Origin of the sequence: Rhizobium sullae (assembly GCF_025200715.1) — a bacterium.
Classification (GTDB): Bacteria; Pseudomonadota; Alphaproteobacteria; order Rhizobiales; family Rhizobiaceae; genus Rhizobium; species Rhizobium sullae.
On record NZ_CP104143.1, the window covers coordinates 2,944,576 to 2,965,152 of the forward strand.

Annotated in this window: 12 protein-coding genes; all 12 read left to right on the plus strand. The window is 60.5% G+C overall.

Annotation, left to right across the window (positions count from 1 at the left end):
• Positions 1–46: 46 nt before the first annotated feature.
• The 12 genes from N2599_RS14945 to N2599_RS15000 all read left to right on the plus strand — a co-directional run bounded on the left by N2599_RS14945 (position 47) and on the right by N2599_RS15000 (position 20,569).
• A complete protein-coding gene (locus N2599_RS14945; protein WP_027508005.1) occupies positions 47–3,370 on the plus strand; it encodes a transglutaminase family protein in 3,324 nt (1,107 codons plus the stop codon).
• 14 nt (positions 3,371–3,384) lie between these two features.
• On the plus strand, positions 3,385–5,805 hold the full coding sequence (locus N2599_RS14950) for a circularly permuted type 2 ATP-grasp protein (protein WP_027508004.1): 2,421 nt from the start codon (positions 3,385–3,387) through the stop codon (positions 5,803–5,805).
• The gene (locus N2599_RS14955) at positions 5,802–6,689 is read left to right on the plus strand and encodes a transglutaminase family protein (RefSeq protein WP_027508003.1); all 888 of its coding nucleotides are present in this window, start codon (positions 5,802–5,804) and stop codon (positions 6,687–6,689) included. The genes N2599_RS14950 and N2599_RS14955 overlap by 4 nt, the downstream gene beginning before the upstream one ends.
• A gap of 395 nt (positions 6,690–7,084) precedes the next feature.
• Positions 7,085–8,206 (plus strand): VWA domain-containing protein, encoded by a 1,122-nt coding sequence (locus N2599_RS14960; protein ID WP_245209201.1) that lies wholly within the window; start codon positions 7,085–7,087, stop codon positions 8,204–8,206.
• A 271-nt stretch (positions 8,207–8,477) separates the two neighbouring features.
• Positions 8,478–10,940: a glycogen/starch/alpha-glucan phosphorylase gene (locus N2599_RS14965; protein WP_027508001.1), complete on the plus strand. Its 2,463-nt coding sequence runs from the start codon at positions 8,478–8,480 to the stop codon at positions 10,938–10,940.
• Complete coding sequence (gene glgB, locus N2599_RS14970; protein WP_027508000.1) at positions 10,937–13,144, plus strand: 1,4-alpha-glucan branching protein GlgB; 2,208 nt, start codon at positions 10,937–10,939, stop codon at positions 13,142–13,144. The genes N2599_RS14965 and glgB overlap by 4 nt, the downstream gene beginning before the upstream one ends.
• A 22-nt stretch (positions 13,145–13,166) precedes the next feature.
• A complete protein-coding gene (gene glgC / locus N2599_RS14975) occupies positions 13,167–14,429 on the plus strand; it encodes a glucose-1-phosphate adenylyltransferase (protein ID WP_027507999.1) in 1,263 nt (420 codons plus the stop codon).
• A 4-nt stretch (positions 14,430–14,433) separates the two neighbouring features.
• Positions 14,434–15,876, plus strand: a complete 1,443-nt coding sequence (gene glgA / locus N2599_RS14980; RefSeq protein ID WP_027507998.1) for a glycogen synthase GlgA — start codon at positions 14,434–14,436, stop codon at positions 15,874–15,876.
• A 5-nt stretch (positions 15,877–15,881) separates the two neighbouring features.
• Positions 15,882–17,513 (plus strand): alpha-D-glucose phosphate-specific phosphoglucomutase, encoded by a 1,632-nt coding sequence (locus N2599_RS14985; protein WP_027507997.1) that lies wholly within the window; start codon positions 15,882–15,884, stop codon positions 17,511–17,513.
• 10 nt (positions 17,514–17,523) lie between these two features.
• Entirely contained in the window at positions 17,524–19,503 is a 1,980-nt protein-coding gene (glgX, locus tag N2599_RS14990) for a glycogen debranching protein GlgX (protein WP_027507996.1), read from the plus strand.
• 88 nt (positions 19,504–19,591) lie between these two features.
• Entirely contained in the window at positions 19,592–20,080 is a 489-nt protein-coding gene (locus N2599_RS14995; RefSeq protein ID WP_027507995.1) for a MaoC family dehydratase, read from the plus strand.
• Between the two features lie 12 nt (positions 20,081–20,092).
• On the plus strand, positions 20,093–20,569 hold the full coding sequence (locus tag N2599_RS15000) for an HIT family protein (RefSeq protein WP_027507994.1): 477 nt from the start codon (positions 20,093–20,095) through the stop codon (positions 20,567–20,569).
• Positions 20,570–20,577 lie beyond the last annotated feature (8 nt).

Consider the following 20,577-nt stretch of genomic DNA (forward strand, 5'->3'; position numbering starts at 1 on the left):
GACCAGCTCATGCCGCACAGTGAGGCGGCGCCGGATAAGGCAACATATGTCGATCAAAGCCAGCATCTATCATCTGACGCATTACAAATACGACAGACCGGTCCGCCTCGGGCCGCAGGTCATCCGCCTCAAGCCTGCCTCGCATTCGAAGACGCGCGTGCTCAGTCATTCGCTGAAGGTCACACCGTCGAACCATTTCGTGAACTTGCAGCAGGATCCCTACGGGAATTATCTTGCCCGCTACGTCTTTCCCGACCCGGTGACCGAATTCAAGATCGAGGTCGATCTGGTCGCCGACATGACGGTCTATAACCCCTTCGACTTCTTCGTCGAGGAGGAAGCTACCAAATGGCCCTTCGACTATCCTGAGACGATCCAGGAAGACCTCTCGATCTACATGAAGGCGGAGGACCCCGGCCCGCGGCTCAAGGCTTTCCTCGAAACGCTCGATTATTCGCCGGATCAGCCGACCGTCGACATGATTGTTGGCCTCAACGCCCGCCTGCAGCAGCAGATCGGCTATGTCATCCGCATGGAAACTGGCGTCCAGACGCCGGAGGAAACACTCGAAATAGCCAAAGGCTCTTGCCGCGATACCAGCTGGCTGTTCGTTCAGGTTCTCCGTCATCTCGGCCTCGCCGCGCGCTTCGTTTCCGGCTACCTCATCCAGTTGACGCCAGACCTGAAGGCTCTTGACGGCCCCTCCGGCACGGAAGTCGATTTCACGGACCTTCATGCCTGGGCCGAGGTCTATCTACCCGGCGCTGGCTGGGTCGGTCTCGACCCCACATCCGGGCTGCTGACTGGTGAAAGCCATATCCCGCTGGCAGCGACCCCGCATTACCGCAATGCTGCCCCGATCTCCGGCGGCTATTTCGGCGAAGCCAATACCGAGTTCGCCTTCGACATGAACGTGGCCCGTGTCGCCGAACATCCGCGCATCACCAAGCCATTCTCGGAGGAGAGCTGGAACGAGCTCGACGCGCTTGGCGAAAAAGTGGATAGCATCCTCAAAGCAGAAGACGTGCGCCTGACGATGGGTGGGGAACCCACTTTCGTGTCGATCGACGATTTCGAATCGGAAGAGTGGAATACCGCCGCCGTAGGCCCGACAAAACGGGAGAAGGCGGACAGCCTGATCCGCAGGCTGCGCCAGCGCTTCGCTCCGGGCGGCTTCCTGCATTACGGACAAGGCAAGTGGTATCCCGGCGAAAGCCTGCCGCGCTGGACCTTCTCGCTCTATTGGCGCAAGGACGGAATGCCGATCTGGCAGAATCCGGATTTGATCGCGGCAGAAGGCGCCGATACCGCCGCCAAGGCCGACGACGCCGAGCGGCTGCTCACCGGCATCGCGCGCGAGCTGGCGATTGCGCCTGACATGGTGCTGCCCGCCTATGAAGATCCCGCTGAATGGATCGTCAAGGAAGGAAGCCTTCCCGAAAATGTCGATCCGTCGAATTCCAAGCTGAAGGATCCGGAAGAGCGCAGCCGCATCGCCCGCGTCTTCGAACGGGGCCTGACGGTTCCGACAGGCTACATTCTTCCGGTACAGGCCTGGAATGCCAAGGCCGCGGGACACCGCTGGATCAGCGAGAAATGGCAGACCCGGCGCGGCAAGATCTTCCTTGTGCCGGGCGACAGTCCGGTCGGATACCGTCTGCCGCTTGGCACACTTCCTTACGTGCCGCCATCGCAATATCCTTATATCCACATCGCCGACCCATCGATCCCCCGCCAGCCCCTGCCCGAAGTTTTGGTGCCCGCCGGCCGCGCCATGCCAGAGGCCTCCTTTCAGCGCGACGAGAGCGGCCAGAGCCGCGTGGAACAGACGCTCGGCGAAATCGGCGGCGCGGTTCGCACGGCGATATCGGTCGAGCCGCGCGACGGCCGGCTTTGCGTCTTCATGCCGCCCGTCGAGCGCATCGAAGACTACCTCGAGCTCATCGCAGCCGCCGAAAACGCGGCGGCTGAACTTGGCCTTGCCGTCCATATCGAGGGCTATTCGCCGCCACAGGACGAGCGCATCAACGTCATTCGTGTCGCACCGGATCCAGGTGTCATCGAGGTGAATATCCATCCCGCCTCGAACTGGCAGGATTGCGTCGCGATCACCACCGCGATCTACGAAGAAGCGCGGATGACCCGCCTCGGCGCCGACAAGTTCATGATCGACGGCCGTCATACGGGCACGGGCGGCGGTAACCATGTCGTCGTCGGCGGCGCCAACCCGAACGACAGTCCGTTCCTGCGCCGGCCCGACCTCTTGAAGAGCCTTGTGCTGCATTGGCAGCGGCATCCTTCGCTCTCCTACCTCTTCTCCGGCATGTTCATCGGACCAACCAGCCAGGCGCCGCGCATCGACGAGGCCAGGCACGACAGCCTGTACGAGTTGGAAATCGCGCTTGCCCATGTCCCCGCACCCGGCGGCGGCCCGCAACCGCTTCCCTGGTTGGCCGACCGTCTGTTCCGCAATCTGCTGATCGACGTGACAGGCAATACGCACCGGGCCGAAATCTGCATCGACAAGCTTTTTTCGCCGGATGGGCCAACCGGCCGTCTCGGTCTCGTCGAGTTCCGCGGCTTCGAAATGCCCCCGAATGCCCGCATGTCGCTGGCTCAGCAATTGATGGTCCGCGCCCTCATTGCCCGTTTCTGGAAAAATCCCGCGGATGGCAAATTCGTGCGCTGGGGCACTTCCCTGCACGATCGCTTCATGCTGCCGCATTTCGTCTGGGCCGATTTCCTGGACGTGCTCGCCGATCTCAAGGAGAACGGTTTCGATGTCAGTCCGGAATGGTTCAAGGCGCAACTCGAATTCCGCTTCCCCTTCTGCGGCGAAGTGGAATACGAGGGCTCGAAACTCGAGCTCCGTCAGGCGCTCGAACCTTGGCACGTCATGGGCGAGGAAGGCGCGATCGGCGGCACCGTTCGATACGTCGACAGCTCGGTCGAGCGACTTCAGGTTCGCCTCGAAACCAGCAATTCCTCACGCTACACCGTCACCTGCAACGGCCGAACCGTGCCGCTGACGCCAACAGGCACGTCCGGTGTGTCCGTCGCCGGGGTCCGCTTTAAGGCATGGCAGCCGTCCTCGGGCCTGCATCCGGTTTTGCCGGTGAACACGCCGCTGACATTTGACATTTATGATACATGGTCGAAGCGTTCGATCGGCGGCTGCATCTATCATGTTGCCCATCCGGGCGGGCGCAACTATGACACCTTCCCGGTAAACGGCAACGAAGCGGAAGCAAGGCGGCTCTCCCGATTCGAGCCGTGGGGGCATACGGCCGGCGGCTTCATTCCGCTCGCCGAGACGGGTTCGCCGGAATTCCCGCTGACGCTGGATCTCCGCAGGCCCACAGGCATTTGACGAGCTAGGTTTTAATGGGCAAGAAACCGGCAGTGGCGAAGCGCAGGGACGAGGTTCAAAGCCGCGGCGGCAACGATGCGGCCTTCGGCTATGCGCCTCTGCCCGGCATTGCCGACGAGATGGTTGACAACGACGGCGCAATCCGTCCGGTCTGGCAGCGCTTTCTTGCGGGCTTCGGGGCAATTCCGCAGCAGGAACTAACCGAGCGTTTCGCCCGTGCCGACCGCTATCTGCGCGATGCCGGCGTGTTCTACCGCGCTTATGGCAGCAAGGGCACCGGCGAGCGGTCTTGGCCACTGTCGCATATCCCGGTCCTGATCGACGAGCGCGAATGGCAGGCGCTTTCCGCCGGCCTCGTGCAGCGCGCCGATATGCTCGAGGCGATCGTCGCCGACATCTATGGCGACAACAAACTGGTCGAGGAAGGCTTTCTGCCGCCCGCCCTGATTGCGGCCAATCCGGAATTCCAGCGCCCGCTTGCCGGGATAAAGCCCGCGACCGGCCACTACCTGCATTTCTGTGCCTTCGAGATCGGCCGCGGACCGGACGGTAACTGGTGGGTACTAGCCGACCGCACGCAAGCGCCGTCAGGTGCAGGCTTCGCGCTCGAAAGTCGCGTTGCCACCACCCGCGCCTTTTCCGATATCTATGCCGAAACTCCGGTCCATCGCCTCGCCTCCTTCTTCGGCGCCTTCCGCGACGCGCTGCAGGCGATGAAGCACTCCGGCGACGACCGCATCGGCGTTCTGACCCCCGGCCCGGCAAACGAGACCTATTACGAGCACGCCTATATCGCCCGCTATCTCGGCTTCATGCTGCTCGAAGGCGAAGATCTGACGGTGGTCAACGGCCGCGTCATGGTTCGCACGGTGGCCGGCCTGAAGCCGATCGGCGTGCTCTGGCGCCGCCTCGATTCCGCCTACGCCGATCCGCTGGAGCTGAACCAGAATTCGCATATCGGCACGCCTGGTCTGGTCGAGGCGCTGCGTGCCGAATCGGTGACGATCGTCAATGCTCTCGGAACCGGCATCCTCGAGACGCGCGCCCTGCTCGCCTTCATGCCGACGATCTGTCGCCGCTTGCTCGGCGAAAAACTGCACCTGCCGTCGATCGCCACATGGTGGTGCGGGCAAAAGGAAGAACGCGAGCATGTCGCTAAGAACATCGAGAAGATGGTGATCGGTCCCGCCTATTCGCGCGCGCCCTTCTTCGACGACAGCGGCGAATCCGTGCTCGGCTCGTCACTCCGCGCAACCGCAAAGGACTCGATCACCGACTGGCTGAATTCCGACGGTCCGAAACTCGTCGGCCAGGAAGTCGTGACGCTGTCGACAACGCCGGCCTGGGTGGACGGGAAGCTGACGCCGCGGCCGATGTCGCTTCGCGTCTTTGCTGCCCGCACCGCCAATGGCTGGCAGATCATGCCGGGCGGCTTTGCCCGCATCGGCGCCGGCGCCGATGCTGCCGCGATCGCCATGCAGTCGGGCGGCGCGGCGGCGGACGTCTGGATCGTCAGCGACAAGCCGGTCGAGCGCCATACGCTGCTGCCCGCCGAAGGAAGCTTCACGCGCAACATGCCGGGCAGCCTGCCGAGCCGGGCGGCCGACAATCTCTTCTGGCTCGGCCGCTATATCGAGCGCGCCGAAGGAGCGCTGCGTATCCTTCGTGCCTGGCATGCGCGCTATGCCGAAGCCGCCGATCCGAGCCAGCCGCTGCTTGCCGATGTTTCGGAATATCTCGCCGCCGTCGACATCGACACGGAAGAAGCCGTGCCCGAAACGCTGCTGCGCAACATCGACAGCGCCGTCTATTCCGCCAGCAATATCCGCGACCGGTTCTCGCCCGACGGCTGGCTGGCGCTCAACGATCTTGCCAAGACCGCGCACCGTTTCCACGTCAGCGTTGCCGCGGGCGACGACGCCAGCCATGCCATGACGATCCTGCTGCGCAAGCTCGCGGGCTTCGCAGGTCTCGTGCACGAAAACATGTATCGCTTCACCGGATGGCGCTTCCTCTCGCTCGGCCGCTACATCGAGCGCGGACTGCACATGACGCGGCTCCTCGGCCATATGTCCGGTCCCGAAGCTCCGGATGGCGCGCTGGACATGCTGCTCGAAATCGGCGACAGCGTCATGACCCACCGCCGCCGCTACAACGTCAACACCGCGCGCCTGACCGTCACCGATCTTCTGGCGCTCGATCCGCTGAACCCGCGCTCGGTTCTCTTCCAGATGAATGAGATCCATCGCGAGGTCGAGCAACTGCCGAACGCCTTCGTCAACGGCCAGATGTCGCCCTTCTACCGCGAGGCCATGCGTCTGCATTCGGGCCTCGCCGTCATGACGCCGGAAGCGATGACGGGCGAGATCTACAAGAAGTTCGAACGCGAGCTGGAGCAGCTCTCCGACCTTCTCGCCCAGACCTATCTCGGGTGACCGCCGTGCTCTACGACCTCACCCTGCACATGGAATACACCTACGAGACGCCAGCCTCCGGCGCGCGCCACATCATGCGGCTGATGCCGCTGTCTCTGCCCGATCGCCAGCGGCTGGTTGCTGGCTCGATTGCCATTTCTCCGCAGCCGGATGAGCAATCGCATTTTACCGATTTCTTCCGCCATCCGGCGACGTCCTTCCTGCTGCGGTCGCCGCACGAGACGCTGGATATCCGCATGCAGGCCCGCGTGCAGGTCGATAGCCGCTCGATCGCCGCCGATTTCTCGCCGGACCTCGACCGCCTTCCGGAGGAAGTCGCCGGCATCTGGTCGCTGGAGCCGGACTCTCCACATCATTTCCTCGCCAGCAGCCCGCGCCTCACGGAAACTCGCGCGATTTCCGACTATGCCAGGGACTGCGCTCTGCACGGCCTCACCGTCCTGCAGATCGCCAACGCCTTGTGCACCCGCATCAACAGGGATTTCACCTACGACACGGAAGCGACGACGGTGGATTCCACCGCCCTCGACGCTTTCAAGCTGAAACGCGGCGTCTGCCAGGATTTCGTCCATGTGATGATCCTCGCACTCCGCAGCCTCGGCATTCCGGCAGGCTATGTCTCAGGCTTCCTGCGCACTATCCCGCCGCCCGGCAAGGAACGGCTCGAAGGGGCGGATGCCATGCATGCCTGGGTCCGCGTCTGGTGCGGCGAAACGCTGGGCTGGATTGAGCTCGACCCGACCAACGACATGCCCGCCGGCACCGACCACATCGTCGTCGCCTACGGCCGCGACTACTCCGACGTCGCCCCCGTCATCGGCGTCCTGAAAAGCTACGGCGGCCACCGCGCCGTCCAGGCGGTCGACGTTATTCCGATCAAGTAATCGGAAGAGGAATAGCTTTTTGCCTGCTGGAATCCCGAAATCAACCGGACTTCGCCGAAGCATCGGCATGCTTTCCTGGCCTCCGTGCCGGAATGTACCAACGGCGATGGAAAGCGTGCAGGACTGAGGCAGCAACCGCCGCCACAGACGTTAATGCGCAAACGCGCCAGCTATCCGCCTGGCGAGAAGGATTATCGACAAACGCAGTAGATCATGTCCCGAAATCGCAAGTTATCTGCAATTTTAACGATTACATTAAGACCTGCGGTAACAACCGCGCTGTAAGTATGAAGGCCGAATAAACCTTCTTACTTTCAGGTGACATGATGTCCCCCATATCTTTTCTACGCTCCAATATTGCGCGCATCCTACGCGACCGTTCAGGCAATTTCGCCATGATGACGGCGATTCTAATGCCGGTGGCGATTGGTGCGGCCGGTATAGCAGTCGATGTATCCAGTATGATGCTTTCGCAACGCCAGTTGCAGGAAGCCTCCGATTCGGCTGCTCTGGCCGCGGCCTCCGCGCTCGTCGCCGAAGACGTCGATGTGAATGGCGCCAAGGAGCTTGCCAAGAACTTTGTCATTGGCCAGATGTCAAACTACCTCGACGATTCGGATACCATCGCGGCCCTAAAGGATGGAATGTCTGTCGTTGTCACCGAAACTACATCCGGTTCGGGCGGCAAGACTTATAAAGTTGAGGTCAAAACTGCCTACAACATGGCCAACAGCGCCCTGGTGCGCATCATGGGCAGAGAGAGCACCGAAATCGGTTCATTGTCCAAGACGGAAAGCAGCACCGAAAATACCGTCACAGAGAGCTCGCTCTCAATGTATCTCGTGCTCGACCGTTCGGGCTCGATGGCTGAAGATACCACGTCTTCGTATACGAAGACGGAAAGCTACAACTGTGGCACGCAATGGAGCCCAAAGACCTGTGAACGAACTGTTACGGACTACTACACCAAGATCGAGGCATTGAAGCTGGCAGTTTCCAGCCTGCTGACCCAGTTGAATACCGCCGATCCTAATCTGCAATACGTCCGCACCGGCAGCGTCTCTTACAATGACCAAATGCAGTCAGCATTGAAGCTGGCCTGGGGAACGTCGCGCGTCTCGACCTACGTCAACGCTCTAACCGCGACAGGTGGGACGAATTCAAGTGCTGCCTTCAAGGCCGCCTATAACAAGCTTAGCGACCCGGCCGAGAATACAGCACATTTGAATAAGAACGGCCTGACGCCAGACAAATACATTGTCTTCATGACAGACGGCAACAACAATTACACTTCAGCCGACACTGAAACCAAAGAATGGTGCGACTTGGCGCGCGATAAAAATATCACGGTCTATACGGTTGCGTTCATGGCTCCTGATCGCGGCAAGGCGCTGCTTAGCTATTGCGCGACGAGCTCTTCTACCTATTTCGCCGCCGAGAACATGGCCTCGCTTGTCGCCGCCTTCAAGATAATCGGTTCCTCGGCCGCCAAGCAGAGCGTGCGCCTCACCCAATAAACCCCGCGCTCTCAACAAAAAAACCGCTCCGGAACAAACCGGGGCGGCTTTTCGTTTAGCGCTAATCTCGTGCATCAGACCGGGAAAACCAATTGAAATCAAGTCCCTTATGCCGGCGAATGTGAAGGTTCCGCAAATTTTTGCTTTCGCTAAATCCCTTGTTGCAAGTGCTTGGTAACGATGCATAAACTGCCGTGACCGGCGTGCGTGCAAAGTCGGCTTCGTCAGACGTAACGCACTGAAAATAAATCAAAATTGGCGAGATATGACGATGAATACCGTTTCCAAGCCGACCATCCCCTCTCCCGCTCCGCGCAGTTCCCGGCCGGAAATTCTCGCCGAAGAAATCATCGAACGCCTGACTTACCGCATCGGCAAGGATGCAAAGGTTGCCAAGCCGCATGACTGGCTGACGGCGACTATCCTCGTCGTTCGCGACCGCATCATCGACAAATGGATGGAGTCTACGCGTAAGGTCTACGCGACCGGCGACAAGCGCGTTTACTATCTGTCGCTCGAATTCCTGATCGGCCGCCTGATGCGCGATGCCGTCACGAACATGGGCCTGATGGAGCAGGTGCGCGATGCGCTGACCTCCCTCGGCGTCGACGTCAACGTGATCGCCGGCCTCGAGCCGGATGCCGCCCTCGGCAATGGCGGCCTCGGACGCCTCGCGGCCTGTTTCATGGAAAGCATGGCGACGGTCGAGGTGCCGGCCTATGGTTACGGCATCCGGTACGTCCACGGCCTCTTCCGCCAGCAACTCGCCGACGGCTGGCAGGTGGAACTGCCGGAAAGCTGGCTGGCGCACGGCAATCCCTGGGAGTTCGAACGCCGCGAAAGCGCCTATGAAATCGGCTACGGCGGCGCCGTCGACGTCGCCAACGACGCCGAAGGCGAGCCGCGCTATGTCTGGAAACCGGCAGAGCGCGTCATCGCCGCTGCCTTCGACACTCCGGTGGTCGGCTGGCGCGGCAAGCGCGTCAACACGTTGCGTCTCTGGTCGGCCCAGCCGATCGACCCGATCCTGCTCGACGCCTTCAATGCCGGCGACCACATCGGCGCTCTGCGCGAAAGCAACAAGGCCGAAAGCCTGACGCGGGTGCTCTATCCGGCGGACGCAACGCCGGCCGGGCAGGAGCTGCGTCTTCGCCAGGAATTCTTCTTCTCCTCCGCCTCGCTTCAGGACATCCTGCGCCGCCACCTGCAGCAATATGACGATTTCACCTCATTGCCCGACAAGGTCGCGATCCAGCTGAACGACACCCACCCAGCCGTTTCGGTGGCCGAGCTGACGCGCCTGCTGTGCGACGTCCACGGCATGGATTTCGAGCAAGCCTTCGACATCGTCCGCCGCACGATTTCCTACACCAATCACACGCTCCTGCCGGAAGCTCTCGAAACTTGGCCGATCCCGCTCTTTGAACGGCTGCTGCCGCGGCACATGCAGCTGATCTACGCGATCAACGCCAAGATCCTGCTTGAGGCCCGCAGGGAAAAGAACTTCACCGACACCGAAATCCGGTCGATTTCGCTGATCGACGAAAGCGGAGATCGCCGGGTGCGCATGGGCAACCTCGCCTTCGTCGGCTCGCATTCGATCAACGGCGTCTCCGCCTTGCATACCGAACTTATGAAGGTCACGGTCTTTGCGGACCTGCACAAGCTTTATCCGAACCGCATCAACAACAAGACGAACGGCATCACCCCGCGCCGCTGGCTGCAGCAATGCAACCCCGGGCTTACCGGCCTCATCCGCGAGGCGATCGGCGACGAATTCATGGATGACGCCGAGAAGCTGAAGCCGCTCGAAAAATTCGCCACCGATCCGAGCTTCCAGGAAAGGTTCGGCGCCGTAAAGCGCGCGAACAAGGTGGCGCTTTCCAATCTTGTCGCCAGCCGCATGGGCGTGAAGATTGATCCTTCCGCGATGTTCGACATTCAGATCAAGCGCATCCACGAATACAAACGCCAGCTGCTTAACGTTATCGAGGCGGTGGCCCTCTATGACCAGATCCGATCGCATCCGGAACTCGACTGGGTGCCGCGCGTGAAGCTATTCGCCGGCAAGGCGGCGCCGAGCTACCACAACGCCAAGCTCATCATCAAGCTGATCAACGACGTCTCCCGCACGATCAATAACGACCCGGCTGTCCGTGGCCTCCTGAAAGTGGTCTTCATACCCAATTACAATGTCTCGCTTGCCGAGGTCATGGTGCCCGCAGCGGATCTGTCTGAGCAGATTTCGACCGCCGGCATGGAAGCCTCCGGCACCGGCAACATGAAATTCGGTCTGAATGGGGCGCTTACGATCGGAACACTGGACGGGGCGAATGTCGAAATGCGCGACAATGTCGGTGCCGACAACATCGTCATCTTCGGCCTTCGAGCGGACGAAGTCTCCGACGCCCGCAGCGACGGACACAACCCGCGCGCCATCATCGAAAGCTCCCGCGAACTGTCGCAGGCGCTGGCTTCGATCGCCGGCGGCGTCTTCTCGCCGGATGACCGCAATCGCTACGCCCAGCTGATCGATGGCATTTATTCGCACGACTGGTTCATGGTCGCCGCCGATTTCGATGCCTACGCGGCCGCGCAGAGAGACGTGGACCAGATCTGGAACAAGCCGTCCTCCTGGTATGCCAAGACCATCAACAATACCGCTCGAATGGGCTGGTTCTCCTCCGACCGCACGATTCGGCAGTATGCCGATGAAATCTGGAGAGCCGGATGAAAACGCCGAAAGCCGCCCTTGAAGTAGAGCGTCCCTGGGAAATTTCGGCAGACGAAATCGCGGCAATCCTTGCCGGTTCGCATGCAAATCCATTTGCCGTACTTGGCGTGCACCATGCAGGCGACAGCTACGCTGCCCGGTGCTTCATTCCCGGCGCCGAAGAAGTCACCGCCTTGACGCTCGACGGCAGCGTTGTTGGTGAACTGAAGCAGCTCCATGCGGATGGCTTTTTCGCAGGGCAAGCAGCGCTGACGAAACGGCAACCCGTGCGCTACCGCGCCCGGCGCGGCGATGCGGAATGGGCCGTCACCGACCCATACAGCTTCGGGCCCGTGCTTGGTCCGATGGACGATTACTACGCGCGTGAAGGCTCGCATCTTCGCCTCTTCGACAAGATGGGTGCGCACTGGATTAAGCATGAGGGCGCGCAGGGAATCCATTTTGCCGTCTGGGCACCGAACGCCCAGCGCGTCTCCGTCGTCGGCGATTTCAACAATTGGGACGGCCGTCGTCATGTGATGCGCTTCCGCGCCAGCGCCGGCATATGGGAAATCTTTGCGCCGGATGTTCCGACGGGCGTTCCTTATAAATTCGAGATTCGGGGCCATGACGGCGTCCTCCTGCCGCTGAAGGCCGATCCATTTGCGCGGCGCAGCGAATTGCGCCCGAAAACCGCTTCCGTCGTGGCGCCCGAGCTTCTGCCGGAATGGCAGGACGAAGACCACCTCAAGCACTGGAGCGAAACCGACAAGCGCCGCCAGCCGATCTCGATTTATGAGGTCCATGCCGGTTCATGGCAACGCCGCCAGGATGGTTCGTTCCTCTCCTGGGATGAACTCGCAAACACCCTCATCCCCTACTGCGTCGACATGGGCTTCACCCATATCGAATTCCTGCCGATCACCGAACATCCCTACGACCCGTCATGGGGCTACCAGACCACCGGGCTTTACGCACCGAGCGCCCGCTTCGGCGAACCGGAGGGTTTTGCCCGCTTCGTCAATGGCTGCCACAAGGTCGGCATCGGCGTCATTCTCGACTGGGTGCCCGCACACTTCCCCACCGACGAACACGGCCTGGGCTGGTTCGACGGCACCGCACTTTACGAGCATGAGGACCCGCGCAAGGGTTTCCACCCGGATTGGAATACAGCCATCTACAATTTCGGCCGTACCGAGGTTCAGTCGTATCTGGTCAACAATGCACTCTATTGGGCAGAGAAATTCCATCTCGACGGCCTGCGCGTCGATGCCGTCGCCTCGATGCTCTATCTCGATTATTCGCGCAAACACGGAGAATGGATCCCGAACGAATATGGCGGCAACGAAAACCTGGAGGCCGTCCGTTTCCTTCAAGACATGAATACCCGCATCTATGCCGAGCACCCCGGCGTCATGACCATTGCCGAGGAGTCGACCTCTTGGCCGAAGGTCTCGCAGCCGGTGCATGACGGCGGTCTCGGTTTCGGCTTCAAGTGGAACATGGGCTTCATGCACGACACGCTGAGCTACATGAAACGTGATCCGATATATCGCAGACATCACCACAACGAGCTGACCTTCGGCCTGCTCTACGCCTATTCGGAAAACTTTGTTCTGCCGCTCTCCCATGACGAAGTGGTGCATGGCAAAGGCTCGCTGATTGCAAAGATGCCCGGCGACGACTGGCAGAAATTCGCAAACCTGCGCGCCTACTATGCCTTCATGTGGGGCTACCCCGGCAAGAAACTGCTCTTCATGGGCCAGGAGTTTGCGCAATGGAGCGAATGGAGCGAGGCAACCTCGCTCGACTGGAACCTGCTGCAATACCGCATGCACGAGGGCATGCGCCGTCTCGTCCGCGACCTCAACCTCACTTACCGCTCCAAGCCGGCGCTGCATGCCCGCGATTGCGAGGGCGACGGTTTCGAATGGCTGATCGCCGACGATCACGAAAACTCCGTCTTTGCATGGCTACGCAAGGCGCCGGACCTGAAGCCGATCGCCGTCATCACCAATTTCACGCCGGCTTACCGCGAGAACTATTCCATCCGCCTACCGTTCGAAGGCCGCTGGCGGGAGATCCTGAACACCGATGCCGATATCTACGGCGGCAGCGGCAAGGGTAATGGCGGGCGCGTGCAGGCCGTCAACGCCGGCGGCAGCATTGCCGCGTCAATCGCCCTGCCGCCGCTGGCGACGATCATGCTTGAACCTGAGACTTGAAGACTGGTGGGAGGAGTAGACAATGGTAGAAAAGCGCATTCAGCCACTTGCCCGCGACGCAATGGCTTACGTTCTGGCCGGCGGCAGGGGGAGCCGCCTCAAGGAACTCACCGACCGGCGCGCCAAGCCGGCGGTCTATTTCGGTGGCAAATCACGCATCATCGACTTCGCGCTGTCGAACGCACTGAATTCCGGCATCCGCCGCATCGGCGTCGCGACGCAATATAAGGCGCACTCTCTGATCCGCCATATGCAGCGTGGCTGGAACTTCTTCCGTCCCGAGCGAAACGAAAGCTTCGACATCCTGCCTGCCAGCCAGCGCGTCTCGGAAACGCAATGGTACGAAGGCACTGCTGATGCCGTCTATCAGAACATCGACATCATCGAGGATTACGGCGTCGAGTACATGGTCATTCTTGCGGGCGATCACGTCTACAAGATGGATTACGAATGGATGCTGCAGCAGCATGTCGATTCGGGCGCGGATGTCACCATCGGCTGCCTCGAAGTGCCGCGCATGGAAGCCGTCGGCTTCGGCGTTATGCATGTGGACAAGACCGACCGGATCATCGATTTCGTCGAAAAGCCCGCCAATCCGCCAGGCATTCCGGACAAACCCGATTTCGCGCTGGCGTCTATGGGCATCTACGTCTTCCACACGAAGTTCCTGATCGACGCGCTTCGCCGCGACGCCGCCGATCCGAATTCCAGCAAGGATTTCGGCAAGGATATCATCCCCTATATCGTCAAGAACGGTAATGCGGTCGCCCATCGCTTCGGCCAGTCCTGCGTCCGTTCGGATTTCGAGCATGAGCCCTATTGGCGCGACGTCGGGACCATCGAAGCCTACTGGCAGGCGAACATCGACCTGACGGCGATCGTTCCGGAGCTTGATATTTACGACAAATCCTGGCCGATCTGGACCTATGCGGAAATCTCGCCGCCGGCAAAATTCGTCCATGACGACGAGGACCGCCGAGGCTCGGCAACCTCCTCGGTCGTTGCCGGCGATTGCATCATCTCCGGCGCCACGCTTCATAAAAGCCTTCTTTTCACAGGTGTTCGCGCTAACTCCTATTCCAAATTGGAGGGAGCCGTCGTCCTGCCGAGCGTAAAGGTCGGCCGGCGCGCGCAATTGAAAAACGTCGTGATTGATCATGGCGTCGTCATTCCGGAGGGCCTTGTCGTCGGCGAGGATCCGGAACTCGATGCTAAGCGGTTCCGGCGCACGGAAAGCGGTATTTGCTTGATTACGCAACCGATGATCGATAAGTTGGATCTTTAGACATATGAAAGTTCTTTCGGTTTCGTCCGAAGTCTTCCCTTTGATCAAAACAGGGGGCCTTGCCGACGTGGCCGGCGCCCTGCCAATCGCACTCAAGCGGTTCGGCATCGAGACGAAGACCCTCATGCCCGGCTACCCGGCAGTCATGAAGGTCATTCGCGATCCTGTCGTCCGCCTGCAGTTCGATGATCTGCTGGGAGCGCCCGCGACGGTGCTGGAAGTGGAGTATGAAGGCCTCGATATCCTCGTGCTTGACGCCCCCGCATATTACGATCGTGCGGGCGGTCCCTATCTCGACCAGACGGGCAAGGACTATGCCGACAACTGGCGGCGCTTCGCGGCGCTGTCGCTGGCAGCTGCCGAAATCGCCGCGGGCCTGATGCCGGACTGGCGCCCGGACCTCGTGCATGCCCATGATTGGCAGGCTGCGATGACGCCGGTCTATATGCGCTACTATCCGACGCCAGAGCTGCCAAGCGTTCTGACGATCCACAACATGGCCTTCCAGGGCCAGTTCGGCGCTGATATTTTCCCGGGCCTGCGCCTGCCGCCGCATGCGTTCTCGACTGAAAGCATCGAATACTACGGCCATATCGGCTTCCTGAAAGGCGGCCTGCAGACTGCGCACGCGATCACGACCGTCAGCCCCACCTATGCCGAAGAAATCCTGACGAACGAGTTCGGCATGGGGCTGGAAGGCGCCATCGCCAGCCGCCGCGAGGTGCTCCACGGTATCGTCAACGGCATCGACGCTGAAGTTTGGAACCCGGCGACTGATCCGGTCGTCCATACCCATTACGGCATCACGACGCTGAGAAATCGCGAAGAGAACCGCAAATCGATCGCCGAGTTCTTCCGCCTGCATGACGACGGTGCGCCGATCTTCAGCATCATCAGCCGCCTTACCTGGCAAAAGGGGATGGACGTGATCGCCGCGACCGCCGACGCAATCGTCGCCCTTGGTGGCAAGCTTGCCATTCTCGGTTCCGGCGATCCAGCGCTTGAAGGCTCGCTGCTTGCCGCCGCCGCCCGTCATCCTGGCCGGATCGGCGTCTCGATCGGATATAACGAGCCGATGTCACACCTGATGCAGGCCGGTTGCGACGCTATCATCATTCCCTCGCGTTTCGAACCGTGCGGTCTCACCCAGCTTTACGGCTTGCGTTACGGCTGCGTGCCGATCGTGGCACGCACCGGCGGTCTCAACGATACCGTGATCGACGCCAATCACGCCGCGCTTGCAGCGAAAGTCGCAACGGGGATACAGTTTTCTCCCGTCACCGCAGAGGGTATGTTGCAGGCAATCCGGCGTGCACTACATCTCTTCGCAGACCAAAAAGTCTGGACCCAATTGCAAAAGCAAGGCATGAAATCGGATGTCTCGTGGGAGAAGAGCGCCGAGCGCTACGCTGCCCTCTATTCAAGCCTCGCCCCGAAAGGCAAGTGACAGAAATGAACAAATCTGTATCCACAACGCCCTATCAGGACCAGAAACCCGGCACGTCGGGTCTCAGGAAAAAGGTCCCGGTCTTCCAGCAGCCGAACTATGCTGAGAACTTCATCCAATCGATTTTCGATTCGCTGGAAGGTTATCAGGGCAAGTGCCTCGTCATTGGCGGCGACGGACGCTACTACAATCGCGAAGTCATCCAGAAGGCGATCAAAATGGCCGCCGCCAATGGCTTTGGAAAAGTCATGGTTGGCAAGGGCGGCATCCTTTCGACCCCGGCGGCCTCGCACATCATCCGTAAATACAAGGCTTTCGGCGGCATCATCCTTTCTGCCAGCCACAATCCCGGCGGCCCGACCGAGGATTTCGGTATCAAATACAACGTCAATAACGGCGGGCCGGCGCCGGAAAAGATCACGGACGCAATCTATGCCCGCACCAAGGTGATCGACAGCTACAAGATCGCTGATTTCCCGGACGTGAACCTCGATCGCATCGGCAAGGAAGAACTGCCCGGCGGCATGATGCTTTCGGTCATCGATTCGGTCGAGGATTACACCGCGCTGATGGAGGAGCTCTTCGATTTCGGCGCGATCCGCAATCTGATCAGCCTCGGTTTCCGCATCGCCTTCGATGCGATGAGCGCCGTTACCGGCCCGTATGCCAAGGAAATCTTCGAAAACCGTCTCGGCGCGCCGCTGGGATCGGTGCGCAATTTCATGCCGCTGCCGGACTTCGGCGGGCATCATCCGGACCCGAACCCTGTCCACTGCAAGGAGCTCTATGACGAGATGATGGGCGACGACGCGCCCGATTTCGGCGCAGCTTCGGACGGCGACGGCGACCGCAACCTCATCGTTGGCCGCGGCATCTTCGTCACCCCATCGGACAGCCTGGCGATTCTAGCAGCCAACGCCAATCTCGCGCCCGGATATTCCGGCGGCCTGGCAGGCATCGCGCGCTCCATGCCGACCAGCGGCGCCGCCGACCGTGTCGCGGAAAAACGCGGCATCGGCATGTACGAAACGCCGACCGGCTGGAAATTCTTCGGCAATCTGCTCGATGCCGGCATGGCGACGATCTGCGGTGAAGAAAGCGCCGGCACCGGCTCCAACCACGTCCGCGAAAAGGATGGTCTCTGGGCCGTGCTTCTCTGGCTGAACATCCTCGCTGTCCGCGGCGAAAGCGTTCAAGACGTCGTCACCCAACATTGGCAGACCTATGGCCGCAACTACTATTCCCGCCATGACTATGAGGGCGTCGATACCGATGCCGCCAACGTGCTGATCGATAACTTGCGCAGCCAACTTTCGACCTTGCCGGGCAAGACTTTCGGCGTCTTGACCGTCGAGAAGGCGGACGACTTCGCCTATCACGATCCGGTCGATAAGTCGGTCAGCGAGCACCAGGGCATTCGCATTCTTTTCACGGGCGGCTCGCGCGTGGTGTTCCGCCTCTCCGGCACCGGTACGTCCGGCGCGACGCTGCGCGTATACCTCGAGCGTTACGAGCCGGATTCGACCCGGCACAACATCGAGACGCAGGAGGCGCTGGCCGACCTGATCGCCGCTGCGGAAAGCATTGCGGATATCCGCAAGCGCACGGGCCGTGATGCACCTTCTGTGATCACCTGATCGGAGGCTCATGCGGGCGGACAACAGGGCTAAAGGAGGCGCGATCCTCTTCGAAACTGGCGTCGAATTCGCCGTCTGGTCTCAGCACGCCGCGGAGATCCAGCTGTGCCTCTTCGATGAAACCGGCAACAAGGAATTCGCGCGCCTGCCGATGGCGCGCGAAGACGGCCATGTGCACCGGCTCTTTGTCGACGGTCTGAAGGAAGGCACCCGTTACGGCTTTCGAGCCGACGGCATCTATGCGCCGGAAAACGGCCTCTGGTTCGACCCGTCCAAGCTTCTGGTCGACCCGTACGCCAAGCAGCTCGACCGGCCCTTCCGTCATGATCCGCGCCTCGGCGTCTTTGGTGAAGACACCCAGAACCTGATGCCGAAGGCTATGGTGACCCGCGATACGAAAGTGACGCTGGAAAAGCCGCTCTTCGAGCCCGGCGGTTTTATCTATGAGGTCGCGGTCAAGCCGTTCACCATCCTCCATCCGGATATTCCCGAGACGCAGCGCGGCACCGTCGCTGCACTTGCCCATCCCTCGGTAATCGCTCATCTCAAGCGTATCGGCGTCGATGCGGTCGAGCTGATGCCGATCACCGCTTGGATCGACGAGCGCCACCTGCCTCCGCTCGAGCTCGCAAACGGTTGGGGCTACAATCCCGTTGCCTTCATGGCGCTCGATCCCCGCCTCGTGCCGGGTGGCATGGCGGAACTGCGCGATACGGTCGCGAAGCTTCGCGCCGAAGGCATCGGCGTTATCCTCGATCTCGTCTTCAATCACACTGGCGAAAGCGATCGATACGGCACAACACTTTCGTTGCGCGGCCTCGACAATCTCTCCTTCTTCCGCCATCAGCCCGAGCGCCCCGGTGAGCTCGTCAACGACACCGGGACGGGCAATACGGTTGCCTGCGATCACCCCTATATCCGCCAGCTCGTCATCGACAGCCTCCGCCACTTTGTCCTCGGGGCCGGCGTCGATGGTTTCCGCTTCGATCTGGCGCCTGTGCTCGGCCGCACGGCAAACGGCTTCGAAGCCCAGGGGGGCAGCCTTTCGGCGATCCTTGACGATGACGTGCTCTCCGACCGCATAATGATCGCCGAGCCCTGGGATATCGGTCCTGGCGGTTACCAACTTGGCAATTTCCCGGCTCCCTTCCTCGAATGGAATGACCGCACTCGCGACGATATCCGCTGCTATTGGCGCTGCGACGACTGGAAGACAGGGCCGCTCGCAACAGCACTGGCGGGTTCCTCCGACATCTTCTCGCGGAACGGCGGGACAGCGACGCGCAGCGTCAACTTCCTCGCCGCCCATGACGGTTTCACGCTGAAGGACCTCGTTTCCTATAGTCACAAGCACAACGAGGCGAACGGCGAGGAAAACCGCGACGGGCACAGCGAGAACCATTCGTGGAACAACGGCATCGAAGGCGAGACGCGCTATCCGGATATCATCAAGAAACGCCGCGACGATCTGAAAGCGCTGATCTCGACGCTCTTTGCCAGCCGCGGCAGCATTATGCTGACTGCGGGTGATGAAGGCGGGCGAACCCAGCGCGGTAACAACAACGCCTATTGCCAGGACAACGAGATAACCTGGGTCGATTGGAAGGCGCTGGATGAGGAACTGATCGCTCATACCGCCTTCGTCGTCGCATTGCGAAAGCGCTTCTCCGTCTTCTCGGAAAGCGGTTTCTTCGACGGCGATGGCGATGTCGAATGGATATCGCCCTCCGGCAACCCGATGACCATCGGCGAGTGGGAGACGGCGAATTTTTCCACGCTTGGCATGCTACTCACAACACGCGATGGCGATAGCCGCAGGGAGGTGCGTCTGGCCGTGCTTTTCAATCGATCGGACAGGGCACACGACTTCCTTCTCCCAGCCCCGGACACTGCCGTGTGGCGGCTATTGAGTGCATCGGGTAACTCCAGGAAGCTTGGCGGAACAGTGACCGTTCCGCCGCGGTCGGTCATCTTTTGCGTTGGGAATTGATTCAAGCCGCAACGGATGTGAATCGTTGTCGTAATTGTCACAAATCCACTGTAAGCAATTGAGCAGGCGGCTTCTTCACGGGGAATTTATGGTCAAAGAAATTTCGCTCGCGGAAGTCCGCGGGCTCATTGGCACGAAAACAGGCCTTTCGGATTGGATTCTTGTCGATCAGCCGATGATCGACGCTTTTGCGCACGCCACCAACGACCATCAGTTCATCCATACCGATCCGGTCCGCGCCGCAGCCGAGAGTGCATTCGGCGGCACGATCGCACATGGCTTCCTGACACTCTCGCTGCTTTCCGCCATGAATTACAATGCGCTGCCAAAAGTTCGCGAGCAGACGATGGGCATCAATTACGGGTTCGACAAGGTGCGCTTCATGGCTCCGGTCAAATCTGGCACCCGCATCCGCGGCCATTTCGTCCTCGCGGACGCACGCTTCCGCGGCGCCAGCATGCTGATGACCACCTATGAGGTGTCCATCGAGATCGAGAACGAGAGGAAGCCAGCGCTTACCGCCAACTGGATCACCATCATCCAGTTCGACCCGAAGGACCGGCCGGAGGAAACCTAAGGAGCAGGCTGTTTGGAAATCCCAGCACAGTTCCATGTCCTCGAAACCGGGAGATGGCTTGTAAACCACAGGATGAATTCAGCGTTGCCGGGCTATCTCATGGTCGGTTCGAAGACGCCTGCAAGTGAACTTTCCGAATTGACCGACAGCGCGCTTACAGAACTGGGCCCGCTGCTGGCAAAGGCTCAGGACGCTCTGCAACAGGTCCTGCAAGCGCGGCGCGTCTATATCGGTCGATACGGACACACCCCGGGCTATCCGATCCATTTCCACATGATTCCCAATGATTGGGTGGAAACACGCTTCTGGGAGGATGCGAGATATCGGGTGCTTGAGGGCTTTACCGAATCTCCCGGCAAGACCACTGATGGCGCGGAGTTGACGCTCTTCGTATCGCGGGAATTTTGCGAACGAGCGGTTCCGCCGCCGATCAAAGGCCCTTCCGTTTCAAAGGCCATTGAATTGCTGAGAACGGCTTTGCGTCCTTAGCCGCTTTC